This is a genomic window from Rhizobium sp. BR 362, from assembly GCF_036528765.1.
GTDB lineage: Bacteria > Pseudomonadota > Alphaproteobacteria > Rhizobiales > Rhizobiaceae > Rhizobium.
Map to the genome: position 1 here is coordinate 209823 of NZ_JARWGH010000005.1, position 19752 is coordinate 229574.

Annotated in this window: 16 protein-coding genes; 8 read left to right on the forward strand and 8 right to left on the reverse strand. The window is 60.2% G+C overall.

All coding sequences use genetic code 11. The annotated features are described in order from the left end of the window. Nucleotides 1-309 precede the first annotated feature (309 nt). Nucleotides 310-1233, forward strand: a complete 924-nt coding sequence (locus QDY28_RS09605) for an SMP-30/gluconolactonase/LRE family protein (RefSeq protein WP_331381458.1) — start codon at nt 310-312, stop codon at nt 1231-1233. Between the two features lie 14 nt (nt 1234-1247). Here the strand turns inward: QDY28_RS09605 and QDY28_RS09610 are convergent, their stop codons facing one another. Further along, on the reverse strand, nt 1248-1661 hold the full coding sequence (locus tag QDY28_RS09610; protein WP_331381615.1) for a GFA family protein: 414 nt from the start codon (nt 1659-1661) through the stop codon (nt 1248-1250). 164 nt (nt 1662-1825) lie between these two features. On the opposite strand from QDY28_RS09610, the gene QDY28_RS09615 reads away from it, so the two are divergent. Further along, the gene (locus QDY28_RS09615; RefSeq protein WP_331381459.1) at nt 1826-2467 is read left to right on the forward strand and encodes a LysE family translocator; all 642 of its coding nucleotides are present in this window, start codon (nt 1826-1828) and stop codon (nt 2465-2467) included. A 19-nt stretch (nt 2468-2486) separates the two neighbouring features. Here the strand turns inward: QDY28_RS09615 and ispG are convergent, their stop codons facing one another. Continuing rightward, on the reverse strand, nt 2487-3740 hold the full coding sequence (gene ispG / locus QDY28_RS09620; RefSeq protein ID WP_331381460.1) for a flavodoxin-dependent (E)-4-hydroxy-3-methylbut-2-enyl-diphosphate synthase: 1254 nt from the start codon (nt 3738-3740) through the stop codon (nt 2487-2489). A 128-nt stretch (nt 3741-3868) separates the two neighbouring features. Beyond that, entirely contained in the window at nt 3869-5068 is a 1200-nt protein-coding gene (locus QDY28_RS09625; RefSeq protein WP_331381461.1) for an MFS transporter, read from the reverse strand. A 254-nt stretch (nt 5069-5322) separates the two neighbouring features. Between QDY28_RS09625 and QDY28_RS09630 the strand changes: the two genes are divergently transcribed. Beyond that, nucleotides 5323-6195 carry a DMT family transporter gene (locus QDY28_RS09630; protein ID WP_331381462.1) on the forward strand — a complete coding sequence of 291 codons (873 nt, stop codon included), beginning with the start codon at nt 5323-5325 and terminating at the stop codon, nt 6193-6195. Nucleotides 6196-6326: 131 nt separating this feature from the next. Here QDY28_RS09630 and QDY28_RS09635 read toward each other — a convergent pair whose 3' ends face one another. Beyond that, the gene (locus QDY28_RS09635) at nt 6327-6830 is read right to left on the reverse strand and encodes a BA14K family protein (RefSeq protein WP_331381463.1); all 504 of its coding nucleotides are present in this window, start codon (nt 6828-6830) and stop codon (nt 6327-6329) included. Between the two features lie 489 nt (nt 6831-7319). On the opposite strand from QDY28_RS09635, the gene QDY28_RS30985 reads away from it, so the two are divergent. The 4 genes from QDY28_RS30985 to QDY28_RS09655 all read left to right on the forward strand — a co-directional run bounded on the left by QDY28_RS30985 (nt 7320) and on the right by QDY28_RS09655 (nt 10005). Then, nucleotides 7320-7601 (forward strand): GNAT family N-acetyltransferase, encoded by a 282-nt coding sequence (locus QDY28_RS30985; protein ID WP_442967500.1) that lies wholly within the window; start codon nt 7320-7322, stop codon nt 7599-7601. A 111-nt stretch (nt 7602-7712) separates the two neighbouring features. Beyond that, the gene (locus tag QDY28_RS09645) at nt 7713-8486 is read left to right on the forward strand and encodes an amino acid ABC transporter substrate-binding protein (RefSeq protein ID WP_331381465.1); all 774 of its coding nucleotides are present in this window, start codon (nt 7713-7715) and stop codon (nt 8484-8486) included. A gap of 80 nt (nt 8487-8566) precedes the next feature. Further along, nucleotides 8567-9247 carry an amino acid ABC transporter permease gene (locus QDY28_RS09650; RefSeq protein ID WP_331381616.1) on the forward strand — a complete coding sequence of 227 codons (681 nt, stop codon included), beginning with the start codon at nt 8567-8569 and terminating at the stop codon, nt 9245-9247. Continuing rightward, nucleotides 9244-10005 (forward strand): amino acid ABC transporter ATP-binding protein, encoded by a 762-nt coding sequence (locus QDY28_RS09655; RefSeq protein WP_331381466.1) that lies wholly within the window; start codon nt 9244-9246, stop codon nt 10003-10005. Before QDY28_RS09650 ends, QDY28_RS09655 begins: the two co-directional genes overlap by 4 nt. 186 nt (nt 10006-10191) lie before the next feature. Here QDY28_RS09655 and pyc read toward each other — a convergent pair whose 3' ends face one another. After that, nucleotides 10192-13653, reverse strand: a complete 3462-nt coding sequence (pyc, locus tag QDY28_RS09660; RefSeq protein ID WP_331381467.1) for a pyruvate carboxylase — start codon at nt 13651-13653, stop codon at nt 10192-10194. Between the two features lie 117 nt (nt 13654-13770). After that, entirely contained in the window at nt 13771-14511 is a 741-nt protein-coding gene (locus QDY28_RS09665) for a helix-turn-helix transcriptional regulator (RefSeq protein ID WP_331381468.1), read from the reverse strand. A 365-nt stretch (nt 14512-14876) separates the two neighbouring features. Between QDY28_RS09665 and QDY28_RS09670 the strand changes: the two genes are divergently transcribed. Further along, nucleotides 14877-16646: a glucan ABC transporter ATP-binding protein/ permease gene (locus tag QDY28_RS09670; protein WP_331381469.1), complete on the forward strand. Its 1770-nt coding sequence runs from the start codon at nt 14877-14879 to the stop codon at nt 16644-16646. Between the two features lie 389 nt (nt 16647-17035). On the opposite strand, the gene QDY28_RS09675 is transcribed toward QDY28_RS09670, so the two are convergent. After that, on the reverse strand, nt 17036-18127 hold the full coding sequence (locus tag QDY28_RS09675; protein WP_331381470.1) for a porin: 1092 nt from the start codon (nt 18125-18127) through the stop codon (nt 17036-17038). A gap of 327 nt (nt 18128-18454) precedes the next feature. After that, entirely contained in the window at nt 18455-19684 is a 1230-nt protein-coding gene (locus tag QDY28_RS09680; protein ID WP_331381471.1) for an OpgC family protein, read from the reverse strand. Between the last annotated feature and the right edge of the window lie 68 nt (nt 19685-19752).

Here is a 19752-nt window from a genome sequence, read left to right on the forward strand (position 1 = left end):
GACATGGTCTTGTGCCCGGCCCCTCATCCCCTCCCCCGTATTCCGGGCGATCGCATATGGGGCGGATGAGCACCGGAAGTTCCTTCTCCCCAGCGGGGAGAAGGGGTTGCCCGGCAACGACCTCATCTCATATGCGATTCTCCTGCCCGCATTGCGGGCGAGTATGCTGCTCTGGGCAATGACGCTGGTAAAAAGCGTGTCATATCCTCAGCTTGTTTTTGACAGCCGATGATTGCTGTCTCTAGACTGCCGTCCGATTATGGGAAGCCGGTCGGAGGTTTGGCTGGCTGAGGAACAGGGCGGAGCATCATGAGCGACTATGATATTCTCGATCAGCGCTTCAAGACGCTGATCAACGGTTCTGCGAAATTGGAGCAGCTTTGGACAGGCGGGCGTTGGACCGAGGGGCCAGTCTATGTGCCGGCCGCGCACCATGTCGTATGGTCCGATATCCCGAATGATCGAATTTTGCGTTATGACGAGGTGACGGGTGCAGCCGGCGTCTTCGAGAGTCCTGTCGGTTATCACAACGGCCATACGCTCGATCTCGAGGGCCGCATCATCGCCTGCGAGCATGGACGCCGCCGCGTCAGCCGGCTCGATCACGACGGCCTATGGCGGCCGCTCGCCGAGCGTTTTGAGGGCAAGCGGTTGAATTCACCGAACGATGTCGTCGTAAAGTCGGATGGCTCGATCTGGTTCACCGATCCGACCTACGGGATCGACAGTGATTATGAGGGCTTTGCCGCACCGTCCGAAATCAATGCATCGAACGTCTACCGCATCGATCCGGCCGACGGAGCGGTAACGCTGGTTGCCGGCGATCGCGTCAAGCCGAACGGGCTTGCCTTTTCACCGGATGAAAGCACGCTTTATGTCTCCGATACCGGCGGGTCGCATGTGCCCGGCCTACCGCCGACAATTACGGCCTATTCCGTCAATGCGGACAAGCGCAGCCTCAGCGAAGGACGCGTTTTCGCCACCTGCGAAGTCGGCATGTTCGACGGTTTCCGGGTCGATCGCCACGGCAACATCTTCGCCTCCAGCGGCGATTCCGTCCGCGTCTACGCACCGGATGGTACATTGATCGGCCGCATTCTCATTCCGGAAGTCGTATCGAACCTCTGCTTCGGCGGCCCGAAGCGCAACCGGCTCTATATCACCGCCACGACGTCGCTCTATGCGATCTACGTGAACAGCGGCCCTGCTGAGCCGGCAAATCGTCTCAGTTAGAGTTCGATGGTGTCTCAGTTCGAGTTTTTCGCCACGCTGCTTTGCTGAAAATGTTCAGCGCCTTCGATCTGAACCCAATCGTATTTCGACTGTTCAAAAACCGATCTGGCCGGACCCGGGAATTTCGGGTCGGCTATCGCGCCGACGGCAACGCCGATGAAGGACGGCAGGTTTTCGGCCTTCCAATAAATCGATGACCCGCAGCTTGGACAAAAGTAGGTGTGGACCTTCCCGCCGCTTGCCGCCTCTCGGGTGAACTCTTTCGAAGGTCCAGAAATGTTAACGGCGTCGGCTGGATAAAAGGCGCCTACGCCAAACGGCGCGCCGGTTCGCCGTTGGCAGTCAAGACAATGACAGGCAACAACCAATCTTGCCGGTTCTGAAAGCGTCAACCTGAGAGCGCCGCAACTGCATCGAGCATCAGCCATTGAAAACCCTCCGTTTTCGGAAGCGGGATCGTCGCAAAATGTCACTGTGACAAGAATTCTTTAGGGCAAGAGTGACGCCTTGGCGTTTTCATGCCAATTCTGACGCCCATTGCAGTGTCAAGCACGCGGAATCGGCCGCGGTCTTCATCCTGCGGAGCTATCCCATGCATGAGGCGCTTGCCTATTTGCCGCAGATCCTGCCTGCCTATATTGCCTATCTCATCGCCGTCGTCAGTCCGGGACCGGCGATCATGGCCATCATCGCCACCTCGATGACCCACGGCCGCAAGGCGGGTATGACGATTTCGCTCGGCATTTTCGGCGGCTCGCTGACCTGGGCAACCGCTGCCGCCGCCGGGCTCGCCACTCTGTTGCAGACCTATGCTATGGCGCCGGAGATTTTAAAGATCTTTGGCGGGCTCTATCTGCTCTATCTCGCCTACAAGGCATTTCGGGCGGTGCGGGCGAGCGGCGATTTGCCGGCCGCCAAGGAAGAACCGAAAAGCCCCAGTTTCAAGTCGCTGGTTCTACGCGGCTACGGCATCCACGTCACCAATCCGAAAGCGATCTTCGCCTGGCTCGCCATCATCGCCCTCGGCATGCCGCAGGGCGCACCGGCCTCCGTCGCCGTGCTGATCATCACAGTCTGCTGCACGACCGGTTTCGTCGTGTTCATGGGCTATGCGACGCTATTCTCGACGCCACACGCCCTTAAGATTTACAAAAATGCGCGTCGGTGGATCGAGGGCGCCATGGCAGGCTTCTACTGCTTCGCCGGCATCAAGCTGCTGACCAGCAATATCTGACGTCAGGGGCAGCAGCAGATCACTCCGCCGCGACGCTCTTCTGGCCGAAACGCTTCTCGATATAGTCGGCGACCAGTGCTTCGAAATCCGAAGCGATATTCGGACCCCGCAGCGTCATCGCCTTCTTGCCATCGATGAAGACGGGGGCGGCAGGCGTTTCGCCAGTGCCGGGCAGCGAGATTCCGATGTCGGCATGCTTGCTTTCGCCGGGGCCATTGACGATGCAGCCCATGACCGCGACGTTCAGCGCCTCAACGCCCGGATATTTCTCACGCCAGACCGGCATGTTCTTGCGAATGTCGTTCTGGATGTTCTGCGCCAGCTCCTGAAACACGGTCGACGTCGTGCGGCCGCAACCCGGACAAGCGGCAACGACCGGCACGAATTGGCGGAAACCCATGACTTGTAGCAGTTCCTGCGCCACCTGCACTTCCCGGGTGCGGTCGCCGTTCGGTTCCGGCGTCAGCGAAACGCGGATGGTATCGCCGATGCCATGCTGCAGCACGTAACCCATGGCCGCCGAGGAGGCGACGATGCCCTTGCTGCCCATGCCAGCCTCGGTAAGACCGAGATGCAGCGCATGATCCGAGCGCTCGGCAAGCATCGAATAGACCGCGATCAGATCCTGCACCTGGCTGACCTTGGCCGAGAGAATGATGCGATTGCGCGGCAGGCCGATTTCTTCGGCAAGATCGGCCGATATCAGCGCTGACTGCACGATCGTCTCGCGCGTCACCTCGCGGGCCGAAAGCGGCGAACCCTCGGCAGCATTCTTGTCCATCAGCGCCGTCAAAAGGTCCTGGTCGAGCGAGCCCCAGTTGACGCCGATGCGCACCGGCTTGTCATAGCGGATCGCCATCTCGATGATTTCGGCGAACTGCTTGTCCTTCTTGTCCTTGAAGCCGACATTGCCGGGATTGATGCGGTATTTCGCCAGCGCCTCGGCGCAAGCCGGATGGTCGGCCAGCAGTTTGTGGCCGATATAATGGAAATCGCCGATCAGCGGCACGTCCATGCCGAGACGCAGCAGCCGCTCGCGGATCTTCGGCACGGCAGCGGCACTTTCATCACGATCGACGGTGATGCGCACCAGCTCCGAACCAGACCTATAGAGCGCCGCGACCTGTGCCACCGTGGAATCGATATCGGCAGTGTCGGTGTTGGTCATGGACTGCACGACCACGGGCGCGCCGCCGCCGACAATGACGCCGCCGACATCGACGGCAACGGAGGAACGGCGCGGTTTCGGATCGAAATCACTGGCGGACGACATGGAGAGCTCTCGTTAGCCTCTGGAAATGGGTGCCTTTCAGGTGGATCACGGAGCGGGCGTTGTCAACCGCTCCGGGCATCACTTTTGCTCAGGCGAAGCATGGGCGATAGCAGGCGAAAGCGACCAAATTAATGCGAGCCGCCGCCAATACCATCGGCATAATGCGCCAGAGACGATAGCGCCAGTACGATCAGCAGCAGGACCGGCAGCGCCATCAAAACCGGCGAGAAGCCGACATGTTCGGCGGCGAAACCGATCGCGGATGGGGCAACCAGCATGCCGGAATAGCCCATGGTGGTGACGACGGAGATGCCGATCCCCGGCTGCAGCCCCGGAATATTGCCGGCAGCCGAAAAGGCGATCGGCACCATGTTGGAAATGCCGATGCCGCACAGCGCGAAGCCGACAATGGCAAGCTCCGCATTCGGCGCCAACGCCGCAAGCAGCATGCCGACAATCGCGAAGACCGTGCAGACCCGCAGCGTCTTGACGGCGCCCAGCCGGTCGCGGACGAAATCGCCGGCAAAACGCATGGTCGCCATGGTGAGCGAAAAGGCGGCGAAGCCGAAGCCAGACAGCGTCACCGATGCCGCCTTTTCCTGGCCGAGATAGAGCGCGCTCCAGTCGAGCACCGCGCCTTCCGGAATCATGCAGAACAGCGCCATCATGCCGAGCAGCCAGGGCAGCGGGATCATCGGCAGCCGCGCCTTCGGTTTTGCCTCGTCCGGATGCGGCTGGTCGCCGAGGATCATCGGCCAGGCGACGGCGAGGAAGAGAACGGCAAGGGCGGTGGACACTTCGGCATGGCCAAGCACACCCCAGCGCGAGATCAGAAAACCACCGATCGCCGAGCCGATAAGTCCGCCAAGGCTCCAGAAGGCATGACAGGACGACATGATCGCACGATGCATGGATTTCTCGACCGACACGGCATTGGCGTTCATCGCCACGTCCATGGCCCCGATGAAGCCCCCGAACAGGAAGATGGCGATCGCGGCGGTCCAAACATCCTGAGTGACGGTCAAGGCGAGCAGCATCGGCAGCAGCAAGATGGCAAAGGCCTTGACGACAATCTTCGAGCCGCGCCCGGCGATCTGCGCTCCTGCCATCGGCATCATCACCAGAGACCCCAGGCCGAAAACGAGAATCATCAGGCCGAGCTCGAATTTGGTCAGTTGCAGCCGCTCGGCAAACTCCGGAATCTTCGGCGCCCAGCAGCCGACGGTGAAGCCGTTCATCAGAAACAGTAGGGAAACGGCGGTGCGCGATTTTGTGAAAAATCCGCTTCTGCGAGCCTGAAAACTATTGGATCGTGGCATATCATCCATGAGAAAACCCCCAAATCAGTGGCCGCAGGATATTTAAATCGATTGAAATCGCAACATCCGAAAAGACGGACGTCGGTCACGTTTCGTCTCCGTCTGTTAAAACGGAGGCAAGCAAGTCACAACCGCAAATAATATTTTGCGGCTGGTCTACCCTGCCCATATGGCCTATTGACGGCGGAAAACTAGGCTCCTATCGGTTGAGCCTTAAAAGAGTTTTCGACCGGCCTGCTTCGAGCCATTCTCCTGGTGCTTCCGTGAAAAACCCCATCAGCTACGGCATCCTGCTTACGGTGATTGCCTACATGCTGTTCACTGCCCATGATTCGGTGGTGAAACTGCTCGTCACCGATATTCCGGTCTGGCAGATCCTCTTCTGGCGCAGTTGCACCATCCTCGCCGGCTGCTTCCTCGCCGAGGGACCGTCGCTGGCACGCAAGGTTCGCCGTTCGCCGATCATCAAACCGATGATCGTGCGCAGCATATTGCTGGTGATCGCCTGGACTTCCTATTATTCCGCCGCCCGTTACCTGCAGCTTGCCGAAGTGACGACGCTCTATTATGCCGCCCCGATCGTCGGCACGATTCTTGCGACCGTCGTTCTGCGCGAGAAGGTGACTTTCGTCCGTTGGATGGCGGTCGGCCTCGGCTTCTGCGGCGTCGTGATCGCCTCCAATCCGGTCGGCCTATCGATCTCCTGGCCAGTCTATCTGGCGCTGCAGGCCGCCGTGCTCTGGGCGACGGGCATGGTGCTCCTGCGCAAGACCGCACTGCACGAGAAGAGCCATATCCAGATGGCCGTCTCGAACATCATCTTCATTCTGCTGACCGCCACCATGGCCATCCTGCATTGGCATACGCCAAGCGCCTATCAGGTGCTGCTGCTTTTCGGCACCGGCGTCATTGCTGGCGCGGGGCAGCTTGCCCTGTTCGAAGGCATGCGTCAGGCCCCGGTCTCCGTCCTGGCGCCGTTCGAATATACCTCGCTCATCTCAGCCTTCCTGCTCGGCTTTCTGATCTGGGGCGACATTCCGAAGGCCAACACCTTCATCGGCGCAGCCTTCATCCTCAGCGCCGGCCTGATCATCATCGTCAGCGAGCGCATGAAGGGGAGAGTGGCAACAGTTTGAGGAACAGATAGCGGCTGCTGGACTCACTATGCACTGTCAGCCATGCGCGCGGCGCAACAGCAATCACGATCCGGCGGACCGGTAGCTCCGTGCCACCGGCTGCCATTTCGATGGATGCTTTTGCGCCATTACTAGTATGGCCCGACGCACGGCCGTCGTGGACCATAGGAGGGCTGGAACGTGTCGTCGTAAGCCCTGTAGGACCGATAACGTGCATAGCACCAGCGCACATGCGCACTGCCACCATAGTAGGCTCGGCGGTAATACCGTGGCGCGTAGTAGCGCGGACCGTAATAGCCGTAATAGCTGGGGCCATAATAGGACGGACCATAATAGGACGGACCATAATAGCCCGGGTAGTAGCCAGAGCCATAATAATTCGGCTGCGCCAGCAGCCCGCCGATTAACGCGCCCGCGGCAAGGCCGCCGAGCCCCCAACCCCAGCCACTGCCACCATGGTGGTGATGATAGTAGCCGCCGTGATGATATCCGCCGTGACCGCCACGGTAGCCTGCCGGCTGCGCCTGGGGCGCCGCCTCGACTTTCGGGACGACAATGGTGGGAAACGCCTCGGCCGGCGGGGCGCTCGTCAGCGCCGTCGCGAGCGACAAGGCAACGATTGCTAGCCTGTTCATTGGCTTTACCTTTCTGTCTACATCGCAGCCGATTATTATAGCGCGGAAAGGACGCGGTGGCACTTAATTTCCAAGCGGATGATAGCCCCGGCAGGGCTGACTTTTGTCGGGCTTTCTCTTGCCGTGGTCGATCCGCCTTGCGCCGACTGCAAAGTGGATCCCAATGCAGCTTTGCGCCAGCACGCTTGGGGAACGTGAATAAGAGATAGTTGCACGCAGCCATTTGGCGGCACGCCTTGGCCCATGCGCACCGGCGGGGCGCTCCATTCCATACGCCGCAGAACCAATGCTATAAATAGGCCTATGATGACGCGCGAACCCGGACCACAGGATAAGGATTGGATCGTCAAGCTCCTCACAGAACGATGGGGCGGCACGAAAGTCGCCGCTCATGACGAGATTTTCGATCTGCTGGATCTGCCAGCGCTCATTGTTGATCCCGACCAAGGATTGGCAACCTACCGGATGCAAGGCAATGAGGCTGAGCTGATGTCGCTGGATGCCGTTCAGCCCGGTCAAGGTGTCGGAACTGCTTTGATAGACGCTCTGACCGACAGGCTGCGTCGGCAAGGCGTGTCCGCACTCTGGGTGATGACAACGAACGACAATCTTGCGGCTCTGCGCTTCTATCAGCGTCGCGGTTTCGAACTTCGGCGGCTTCGACCGGGGGCGGTCGATGCGGCCCGGCTGCTGAAGCCGAGCATTCCAAAGATAGCGGAGAACGGAATTCCCATCAGAGACGAACTCGATTTGTGCCTTCGGCTTCTTTGAGAAAAATATTCGCAATTGCCGATTTCTTTTGCAGTTTTCTACGCTTCGCTGCCCTATGTTTTCTGCAATGTATTTGTCATCGATTGACTGCTCAAGAAACGGAAGAAAACAATGAACTGGTTGAAGACTGTCGCCGCTGCCGCCCTCGTTCAGGCTGCGTTCCTGCTGCCCGCCCATGCCGGCGATAACCTGAAGGCAATCCAGTCCGCCGGTGTCCTGAAGGTCGGCACGGAAGGCACCTACGCTCCCTTCACCTATCATGACGAAAGCGGCAAGCTCGTCGGCTTCGACGTCGAGATCGCCGAAGCGATCGCCGGCAAGCTCGGCGTCAAGGCGCAGTTTCTGGAAGGCAAGTGGGACGGCCTGATCGCCGGCCTCGACGCCAACCGCTACGACACCGTCATCAACGAAGTCGGCATCACCGACGCCCGCAAGCAGAAATATGATTTCTCCGATCCCTACATCGCCTCCAAGGCCGTGCTGATCGTCAAGGACAGCAATAGCGATATCAAGGACTTTGCCGATCTCAAGGGCAAGAAGGCCGCGCAGTCGCTGACCAGCAATTTCGGCAAGCTCGCCACGCAGTCCGGCGCCGAACTCGTCGGCACCGATGGCTTCGACCAGTCGATCCAACTCGTGCTCACCGGCCGCGCCGACGCCACCATCAATGACAGCCTGTCCTTCTACGATTTCAAGAAGCACAAGCCGGATGCGCCGGTGAAGATCGTCGCCCAGCAGGCCAATGCCGATTTTTCGGCCGCCATTATCCGCAAGGGCGAGCCGGAACTGCAGGCCGCCATCAACAAGGCGCTGGCCGATATCAAGGCTGACGGCACCTATGCCAAGATTTCGCAGAAATACTTCGGCCAGGACGTTTCGAAGTAATAGGCATAGACGCCAAATTGTGAAACAGATGCGTCCGGAACCCTTTCCGGACGCATCTTTCATTGAAAGGCCGCTTTTTCGTGCAGCATTGGTTGCAATTGATGTGGGAATCGCTGGGCTCGCTGCTTTGGGCGGGCCTCGTCTTCACCATCCCGCTCACCCTGATCACCTTCGTTCTCGGCTTGCTGCTCGGCCTGCTGACCGCCGTTACGCGGCTTTTCGGCCCGCGCCCGCTCGCCGCCGTCGCGCGCTTCTATGTCTGGGTGATCCGCGGTACACCGCTGCTGGTGCAGCTTTTCGTCATCTTCTATGGTCTGCCGAGCCTCGGCATCCTGCTTGATGCCTTCCCCGCCGCCGTCATCGGCTTCACGCTGAGCGTCGGCGCCTATACGTCCGAGATCATCCGCGCCGTGATCTCCTCTGTGCCGAAGGGCCAGTGGGAAGCGGCCTATTCCATCGGCATGAGCTGGCGGCAGGCGATGAACCGCACCATCCTGCCACAAGCGGCGCGCGTCGCCGTGCCTCCGCTGTCGAACACCTTCATCTCGCTGGTCAAGGATACGTCGCTCGCCGCGGCTATCACAGTGCCCGAACTCTTCCAGGCTGCGCAGCGCATCGTGGCAACGACCTATGAGCCGCTGATCCTTTATATCGAAGCGGCCCTGATCTATCTCGTCATGAGTTCTTTCCTGTCGACGCTGCAGGTCTCTCTCGAACGTCGTTTCGCCCGTTATGGCGGCACGCTGGAGGCACAGACATGATCGAGCTGTCGCACATCGAAAAACGCTTCGGTGAAAATGTCATCCTGAGAGACATCAGCCTGCTCATTCCGGAAGGCACGGTAACGGCGCTGGTCGGCCCTTCCGGCGGCGGCAAGAGTACGCTGCTGCGCTGCATCAACCTCCTGGAAATCCCGACCGCCGGTGTGATCCGTATCGGCGAGGAGACGGCTACCTTCCAGCCGGGCAAAAGGATCGGCTGGCAGGACATCCAGAAAATCCGCCGCCAGACCGGCATGGTCTTCCAGAATTTCCAGCTCTTTCCGCATCAGACGGCGATTGAAAACGTCATGGAAGGTCTGGTGACCGTGCTGCGCTGGCCGGCCGAAAGGGCGCGCGCCCGCGCCGTCGAGCTTTTGACCAAGGTCGGCATGGCGCACAAGATGGATGCCTGGCCCTCGACCCTATCAGGCGGGCAGCAGCAGCGCGTGGCCATCGCCCGTGCGCTTGCCCCCTCGCCCCGCGTTCTTCTCTGCGACGAACCGACCTCGGCGCTGGACCCCGAACTCGCCGCCGAAGTGGTCGACGTTCTCGGAAGGCTCGCCAATGAAGGCACGACCATGGTGATGGCAACGCACGACCTGCGCCTCGCCTCGAAGATCGCCACCAGCGTCGTCTTCCTCGAGGCCGGCAACATCGTCGAAACCGGCCCCTCCCGCGCCATCTTCGGCGCTCCGACACAGGACCGCACGAAGCAGTTCATCTCGACCCTGAATGCAGGTCATACCTACGATATATGAGGAAAAACCCTCGCCCCATCGGGGAGAGGGTCGCGCGGAACGCGCGGGGTGAGGGGGCGTTACCGGGAGTAAAATACCTTTCGCTACCGCCCGAGGTGCTCGTCGCGCTTCTCCGAGTCCTCTCATTCGCCCCTGAGCCTGTCGATGGGCGGGCACCTTCTCCTCGAACGAGGAGAAGGCAAAGCTTCACCCCCCGTAAACCACCAGCAGGTCCTTGGCATCGATCTGATCGCCGGCACGGACGAGGACTTCGGCGATCGTACCGTCCTTTTCGGCGTGCAGCGCCGTTTCCATCTTCATCGCTTCGATGGAGACCAGGACGTCGCCGGCCTTGATCGCCTGGCCGGACGAAACGAAGACGGTGGAGATGACGCCCGGCATCGGTGCGCCGACATGGGCGGCATTGCCGACCTCGGCCTTGCGCCTGACAGCGCTGCCGGACGCACCATGGGCACGGTCCGGCACCTTGATGCGGCGCGGCTGGCCGTTGAGCTCGAAGAACACGGTGACCATGCCCTTCTCATCGGTCGCCGTCATCGCCTGGTTGACGATGACCAGCGTCTTGCCCTTTTCGATCTCGGCAAACAGCTCGTCGCCTTCCTTGAGGCCGTAGAAATAGGCAGGCGTCGACAAGACGGAAACGGGGCCGTAGGTATCGGCCGCCAACGCATAGTCGGTGAAGACCTTCGGATACATCAGGTAGGAGGCGAATTCGAAATCGTCGACCTTGCGTTCCAGCTTGGTCTCGATGACTTTACGCTCCGCATCGAGATCGGCTTCGGCAAGCAGCGAACCGGGACGGACCGTATAGGGCTTCTCCCCCTTCAGCGCCTTCTTCTGCAGCGCTGCCGGCCATCCGGACGGCGGCTGGCCGAGATCGCCCTTCAGCATGGAAATAACCGAATCCGGGAAGGCGATATCCTTGGCCGGGTTCTCGACATCGGCAACCGTCAGGTCCTGACTGACCATCATCAGCGCCATGTCGCCGACCACTTTCGAGGACGGCGTCACCTTGACGATATCGCCGAACATCTGGTTGGCATCGGCATAGGCCTGCGCCACCTGATGCCAGCGGGTCTCCAGACCCAGCGAACGGGCCTGCTCCTTGAGATTGGTGAACTGGCCGCCAGGCATTTCGTGCAGATAGACTTCCGAAGCCGGTCCCTTGAGGTCGCTTTCGAAGGCCGCATATTGATGGCGAACGGCTTCCCAATAGAAGGAGATGCGGCGGATCCATTCCGGATCGAGACCGGGATCGCGTTCGGACCCTTTGAGCGCCTCGACGATCGAGCCGAGGCAGGGCTGCGAGGTATTACCCGAGAGCGCATCCATCGCGGCATCCACCGCATCGACGCCAGCCTCGACCGCGGCGAGCACGGTCGCGGCTGCAATGCCCGACGTATCATGCGTATGGAAGTGGATCGGCAGTCCGGTCGCCTCGCGCAGCGCCTTGAACAGCACCTTGGCCGCGGCCGGCTTCAAGAGGCCTGCCATGTCCTTCAGCGCGATGATATGGGCACCGGCCTTTTCCAGCTCAACTGCAAGATCGGTATAATATTTGAGATCGTACTTGGGCCGAGCGGAATTGAGGATATCGCCGGTGTAGCAGATGGCTGCTTCACAAAGCTTGTTTTCCTCGGCAATCGCGTCCATCGACACGCGCATGTTCTCGACCCAGTTCAGGCAGTCGAAGACGCGGAAAAGGTCGATGCCGCCCTTGGCCGCCTGGCGGACAAAATATTTGACGACATTGTCGGGATAATTGGTGTAGCCGACGCCGTTGGCGCCGCGCAGCAGCATCTGCAAGAGCAGGTTCGGCGCGCCCTCGCGGATCAGCGACAAGCGCTCCCACGGATCTTCGGTCAGGAAGCGCATGGAGACGTCGAAAGTGGCGCCGCCCCAGCATTCCAGCGACAGGAGCTGCGGCAGGGCGCGGGCATAGGTGCCGGCGACGCGGGCGATGTCGAAGGTGCGCATGCGGGTGGCGAGCAGCGACTGATGGCCGTCGCGCATGGTCGTGTCGGTCATCAGCACGCGCTTTTCATTGCGCATCCACTCGGCGAACTTCTGCGGCCCGAGCTGATCCAGGCGCTGCTTGCTGCCCTCCGGAACCTTGCCGTCGATATAGGGCAAGACCGGTTCGGCCGCCTTCGGCGACGGCGCCGGTCGGCCGCGGGCCTCCGGATGGCCATTGACGGTGACGTCGGCAAGATAGGTCAAAAGCTTGGTGGCGCGATCCTGACGCTTGACCTGCTGGAACAGCTCCGGCGTCGTGTCGATGAAGCGCGTCGTATAGCTGTTATCGTTGAACTTCGGATGGGTGATGATCGCTTCGAGGAAGGTCAGGTTCGTCGCCACGCCGCGGATGCGGAATTCGCGCAGCGCGCGGTCCATGCGGGCGATCGCTTCGGACGGGCTCGGTGCCCATGCCGTCACCTTGACGAGCAGCGGATCGTAATAGCGGGTGATGATGGCGCCCGAATAGGAGGTGCCGCCGTCGAGGCGGATACCGAAGCCGGAAGCCGAACGATAGGCGGTGATGCGGCCGTAATCCGGAATAAAATTATGTTCCGGATCCTCGGTCGTCACGCGGCACTGCAGGGCATGGCCGTTGAGGCGGATATCCTCCTGCTTGGGAACGCCAGATTCCGGCGTGCCGATGGCAAAGCCGTCGAGGATATGGATCTGCGCCTTGACGATATCGATGCCGGTGACGACTTCGGTCACCGTGTGCTCGACCTGGATGCGCGGATTGACTTCGATGAAGTAGAATTTGCCGGTATCGGCATCCATCAGATATTCGACGGTGCCGGCGCCGATATAATTGGTCGCGCCGGCGATCTTCAGCGAATAGGCGGCCAGCTCCTGGCGCTGCGCATTGCTAAGATAGGGTGCCGGCGCACGCTCGACGACCTTCTGGTTGCGGCGCTGCACCGAACAGTCGCGCTCGAACAAATGCACGACATTGCCATGCGTGTCGCCGAGGATCTGGCTTTCGACATGGCGAGCGCGTTCGACGAGCTTTTCGAGATAGACCTCGTCCTTGCCGAAGGCGGCCTTGGCCTCGCGCTTGGCTTCCGTCACTTCCTTGGCGAGATCGGCCTCCGAGCGGATGACGCGCATGCCGCGGCCGCCGCCGCCCCAGGAGGCCTTCAGCATCACCGGATAGCCGATCTCAGCCGCCATCTTGGCGACCTCGGCCATATCGTCGGGCAGCGGCTCGGTGGCCGGCACGACGGGCACGCCGACGGAAATCGCCAGATTGCGGGCCGCCACCTTGTTGCCGAGCTGGCGCATCGTATCGGCCCTCGGGCCGATGAAGATGATGCCGGCGGCATCGCAGGCATCGACAAATTCCGGGCTTTCCGACAACAGACCATAGCCGGGATGAATGGCATCGGCGCCGGACAGCTTGGCGACGCGGATGATCTCGTCGATCGACAGATAGCTTTCGATCGGACCGAGATCGCGGGCAAGATGCGGACCACGGCCGACCTGATAACTTTCATCGGCTTTGAAACGATGCAGCGCGAGTTTGTCTTCCTCGGCCCAGATGGCGACTGTTTTGATGCCGAGCTCATTGGCCGCGCGGAACACGCGGATGGCAATCTCGGAACGGTTGGCAACCAGGATCTTGGAAATGGGCAATGCGCTCTCCCTCACGACGCCGAAAGCGGGCATGCTGCACCCGCGAAGGAAATTCTTAACTTCTTGTCACAAGAAGTTCAATTTCCCCTGCGACATCCGACACCAAAATAGTTGCCATTACGGAATAAGTCCGTTTCTAAAAGCGATGGCAACGATGTGCTGGCGGTTTTTGGCGTTCAGCTTATCCTGGATACTGTTCATGTACCAATCGACGGTGTGATTTGAGATCTTGCGCGTCCGGCTGATTTCCATCGAAGTCATGCCTTCGGCCAGATGGTTCAATACCTCCATCTCACGCTTGGTCAGCTTGACGTCGATCGAGGCCGTCTGTTCGAGCGATTGCGCTTCGTCGCGAAGTTCCAGAAGCCGCCAGAAGGCTTTTTTTGCCACCGCATCGAAAAGCGAGATTTCGGCCGGCGACAGGTCGATCACGTTGCCGCCGATCGTCATGCTGCCCAGCAAGCCATTGCGTCCATGAATAGGGAAGATATAGCCGTCGATCAGCCCGTTGGCGCGCGCGTCGGTCATCATCTGCTCCATGCGCCGCCGCAGCGGATCGCCCCTCAGCGCCGCCATGGCATCGCGCCAGCGGAAGGGCCGCTGCGCCCGGCCGAGATAGCGGATGGTGGGATCGACCAGCAGGTATTTCCTCGCGACATAAGTGAGCGGCCATTTGTCAGGCCAGCGCCCGGCCAGCATCAGAGTCGTGGGATCGGTATTCGCTCGCGGCTGCTTCAGCAAACCATAAAAATCGAACTTGTAAGACCGCAGAACGAGTTCCAGTTCCGCGACGACATTCTTGGAAAGCTTGCATTCTTCAAGGACCACAAGCAATTGTATTAAGGAATGAATATTCACATGTGCCCCCCGGCCTAAAAGCCTGGTGTTCGTCCACAGATGCCGCCCTAATTTTCCGCTTTGCCTCCGAGGCGGCCGATGGCGGGCAGACATAATCGGATCAAAAACAAATTAAACGTCATTGGCGAAAAATCTCGCCATCAACCTCAAATAGCAATCGCCCTGCTCAGCTACAATGCCATGACAGGAAGTATTCTCAAGTTGACGCATTTCTCCGGCAGCCGATTGCACCCGTTGCGACGCGTATAAAACACCTAAAAATTCCTCTGAAAAAACAGCGTAGGATTCCGTTAATCGCCGGTTCAGGAACCAATCTGTAGCATCCGAGCATTCCGAATTTCGCGGATGCACAGAGGGTGCCTGACGTGTCACTGTTCAAAGTCTATGCAAGAGCTCTGAAGTATCTTGGCGCATATCGATATCGCGTCTGGATGGTTGTGATCGCAAACATCGCGCTGGCGATGACGACCATTTATGAGCCGGTTCTGTTCGGCCGCATCTTCGACGCCATTGCCAAAAAACAGACGGTGGCGCCGACCATGATGCTGTGGGCCGGTTTCGCCGTCTTCAGCGCGGTCGCCTTCATCGTCGTTTCCCGCGAGGCGGATCGTCTCGCCCACGGACGTCGCGCTTCGTTGCTGACCGAAGCCTTCAGCCGCATCATCTCCATGCCGCTCTCCTGGCACAGCCAGCGCGGCACGGCGAGTGCGCTGAACACGCTGCTTCGCGCTTGCGAAGCCCTCTTCGGCCTGTGGCTCGAATTCATGCGCAACCACTTGTCGACGGCTGTCGCGCTCGTCGTGATGATCCCGACTGCCATCTCCATGGACCTGCGCCTCTCGGCCGTTCTCATCCTGCTCGGCGTCTTCTACTGGATCATCGGCCGTCTGGTCATGAACCGGACGAAGGACGGCCAGACCTCGGTGGAAAGCCATTACAATACCGTGTTCTCGCATGTCAGCGATTCGATCAGCAACGTCTCCGTGCTGCATAGCTACAACCGCATCGAAGCCGAAACCAAGGCGCTGAAGTCCTTCACCGAACGACTGCTCGCCGCCCAGTATCCGGTACTCGACTGGTGGGCGCTGGCCGGCGCGCTGAACCGCACGGCTTCGACCGTCGCGATGATGGCGATCCTGATGATCGGTACGCTGCTCGTCGAAGACGGCAGCCTGAGCCTCGGCGCGCTGATCACCTTTATCGCCTTCGCCAACGTGCTGATCGGCCGCCTGGAGCAGCTCCGCAACTTCGCCAACCAGATCTTCGAAGCACGCGCCAAGCTGGAAGACTTCTACACGCTGGAAGATTCCGTCCGCGACCGTGAAGAGCCGGCCGGCCTTGCCGAAATCAAGGACGTCAAGGGCGAAGTCGAGTTCCGCAACGTGTCCTTCGGCTTCGGCAACACGTCGCAGGGCCTGCGCAACATCAACTTCACGGTGAAGGCCGGCCAGACGGTCGCGATCGTCGGCCCGACGGGCGCCGGCAAGACGACGCTGGTCAACCTGCTGCAACGCGTTTTCGACCCGCAGGATGGTCAGATCCTCGTCGACGGCAACGACATTACCAAGGTGACGCGCAAGTCGCTGCGCCGCTATATCGCCACCGTCTTCCAGGATGCCGGCCTGCTGAACCGCTCGATCAGCGACAACATCCGTCTCGGCCGCGAGGGTGCGACGGAAGAGGAAATGGTTCGGGCCGCCGAAGCCGCTGCCGCCAACGACTTCATCGAGAATCGCGAGAGCGGTTACGAGACCCGGGTCGGCGAACGCGGCAACAAGCTCTCGGGCGGCGAGCGTCAGCGCATCGCGATCGCCCGCGCCATCCTCAAGGACGCGCCGATCCTCGTGCTTGACGAGGCGACCAGCGCGCTCGACGTGGAGACCGAAAACCGGGTCAAGGCGGCGATCGACAATCTGCGCCAGAACCGCACGACCTTCATCATCGCTCACCGCCTGTCGACGGTACGCGAGGCCGATATCGTCCTCTTCCTCGACAACGGCCGTGTCATCGAAAACGGCAGCTTCAGCGAGCTCAGCCAGAGCAACGGCCGCTTCGCCGCCCTGCTGCGCGCCAGCGGCATCCTGACGGACGACGAAGTCCGCAAGGCACATACCACGGAACACGAAGCCGCTTAGTATTTCGCAAGGCTCAAAGATCGAGCCGGGAGAGCAACGCTCTTCCGGCTTTTTTGCTGCCAAAATTTTTGACGGGCGAGGTTGCCTGATGAGACCGCAACCCTGTGCCTCGCCCCTCACCCCAGCCCTCTCCTCGCTCGTGCGGGGAGAGGGAGCTATCGCGGAAAATCGACAGTGCCGTACCTACGGAATCCCCTCTCCCCGCCTGCGGAGAGAGGGCTAGGGTGAGGGGCTTCGCCCTGCAAACAATATGTTCATCGAATACATGCCTCAATCCAAAAGCAAGAAAGGCCCGGCAGGGAAAACCGGGCCTTTCTCCGTCTCTGATCGGAGGTCAATTCGATCTGGCGTCAAGCTGGAGTCACGGCTGACACCAAGCCGGGATCAGATCAGAACTTGCGTTCGAAGCGGAGCACGCCGGCCCACTGGTCCTTGTCGGCAGCGTCCCAATCGGTATAGGAGACTTCCGGCTCGATCAGCAGATCCTTGACCGGGCGCCACGCGACGTTGGCGGTGGCGGCAAGGATCTTCGAGTCGGTGTAAGCGACCTGAGCATTGGCCTGCAGCTTCGGCGTCAACTGATAGCTCGCGCCCGTCCAGAAGGCCCAGTCGCCCCAGCCGCAATCCGCACCGTTGGTCGGGCAGGCGGAGCGGTTGGTGTTGAGGTAGGAGCCGGCATACTTGTTCAGCTTGTCGCCATCCGTGTTCCAGCCGCCCATCAGGAAAGCCTTGAAGTCACCGAAGTCGGCATCGATACGAGCCTTGATGGCACCTTCTTCGACGATCGAGTCATAGCCGCCGATGACCCTAATGGTCCATGCACCCGCCTTGTAGCCTGCGCCGGCAACGACGTCGGGAGCGTAGTGATCGGCCTTGCCGGTGCGCCATGCGCCGCCATAGGAGGAGGTGTCGGCCGACGAGTTGGAATCTTCCAGCGAGATCACCGCCGTGAAGCCGTTGCCGGCGTCATACTTGTAGGTGAACTGGTTGAGTTCCTTCGGGCCGTCATAGATGACATCGTCGTTGATGACGTTGCCGGCATAGCCCATGTAGAGATTGTACTGCGAGTCGAGCTTACCGACGGTGAAGCCGGCGAGGCTGATATTGGCCCAGAGCAGCTTCGTGCTCGTGGAGCCGCCTTCCTGCCAGTCCCAACGGTAGACGGTGTTTGTCTTCAGCGGGCCGTATTCGGTGTCGCTTGCCGTGTCGATGTTGAGCTCGGCGCGGGTGTGCCAAAGCGTGCCGTTCCTGCTGTTGGGATTATAGGCATCGTACCACTCGCCTTCGGTACGGACGCGGCCGCCGATCTTGAGGCAGGTTTCGGTGCCCGGAATGAAGAAGTAGCCGGCGCCATAGGCGTCGCAGATGCGAACATATTCCAGCGGCTCCGGTTCGGCGGCCACGATGGCGTCAGCCGCCTGCGCCCCCGAGGCGGCTGCCAGGGCGGCGGCCGAACCGAGAAGAAGACTTCTGATATTCATAGATTACTCCAATCCAGTATCGATTGGGCATGAGCTATCGCGCCGAGAATTCGACGTCCCTACCCCATTCCCTTTTTGACAATCCCCACGAATGCGTCGCGGCCGTTGGGGCCGCGTTTAGCGCCGGGGTGGCGGCACTCCCCGAGCGCCGTCACGATGCCGATGTAAGTAATTCAATTTTGCACAACAAGATTTCGAGCAATGGAATCTTTGCTGCAATGCACTGGATTGGCGCTGCGTTGCAGAAAAATCACGTCACAATTCGTTCGCACAAATGTCACAAAACAGAAGGCCATTGTACTTCAATGACCTAGCTGCTGTGGTACCTTATGACCGTAGGTCTCTACCGGCGGCTTCTACGCGTATCGGCAATGGAATCGTCGCGAGCGAAGTCGGAAGGGGCAGACGGTTGGCTATATCAAGCCGTTTGTGCTCGAGATAATAGGCATAGGCGAACTGTGCGACGATGCCGACCATGACATAAGCGCCGCCGACCGCCGGATCCTTATCGGTGACGTAGAGGATGACCTGCCCCGCCATGGCGAGAATCGTGCCCGCAACGAAGATGCTGAGGGAATGGCGCCCGAGGATCGTCAACGGATGATCGGCGGACCGACGCAGCATCCGCGACAGGAACGGTACGCTGATGATGAGGTAGGCAAGCGCCAGCACATGCAGCAATCGCGGCAGCGACAGAAACGTCTTGTCGAAACCGGTGACGACCGTTGGCAGACCGAGCGCGGCCAAATGGTCGCCCAGCATCCAGAGCTTGTCGGTGACCCAGATGAACGACAGCACGACATAGGCAAGCGATAGCGCAAACAACACGGGATTATAGGATATCCGGCCGCCGCGCTTCACATGCATGACAGCAGCGAAACCGATGACGAACAGGAACTGCCAGGAAAGCGGATTGAGGAACCAGAAACCGTCCAGCAGCGTTGTGTGCGGCGCGATCTGATAGATGCCGGCGATCAGCCAGATGCTGCCGGAAACCAGCAGCAGAAGCAGCGGGCTTCGCGCCTCCAGCATGAGGATCAGCGGCAACATCAGGAACAATGCGCCATACATCGGCAGGATGTTGTTGTAGCCGATCTGGTGCCCGAGCAGCAGCAAGGCTTGAATGCCGCGAGCGGGGTCCATCAGGACGGCAAGGATGTTCACCTCGCAAAGCAGGCCTGCCTGACGGAATATCCATGCGCCGGAAATGAACAGCACCAGCGTGATGAAGGTGGTGATCATATGCGCCGTATAGAGCGTGAAGGCGCGCCTGACAGCCTTCCAGGCGATCGACAACCGATTGCCCGGCTTGAACCGCGTGCCGTAGGCGAGGCCGACCGAGATGCCGGAGATCAGCACGAAAGCTTCCGCCCCGTCGGAAAATCCGAAATTCTTGGTGGTCAGCCGCTCGAGGAACTGACCGGGTACATGATTGATGAAGATCGTGATCAGGGCCAAAGCCCTCAATACATCCAGTCTCGTATCCCGCTGCGCCGCCGCCTTCGGCAAGCTGATTCGCGTTGCCGAGGCCACGTCGATATTTGCCCTGGAATTCATGGACCTCTCCTGTTCCGACAACCAAATGCGATCGGGGCCAAAGAGTTCCCCCTTTGGCCCCGATCGTC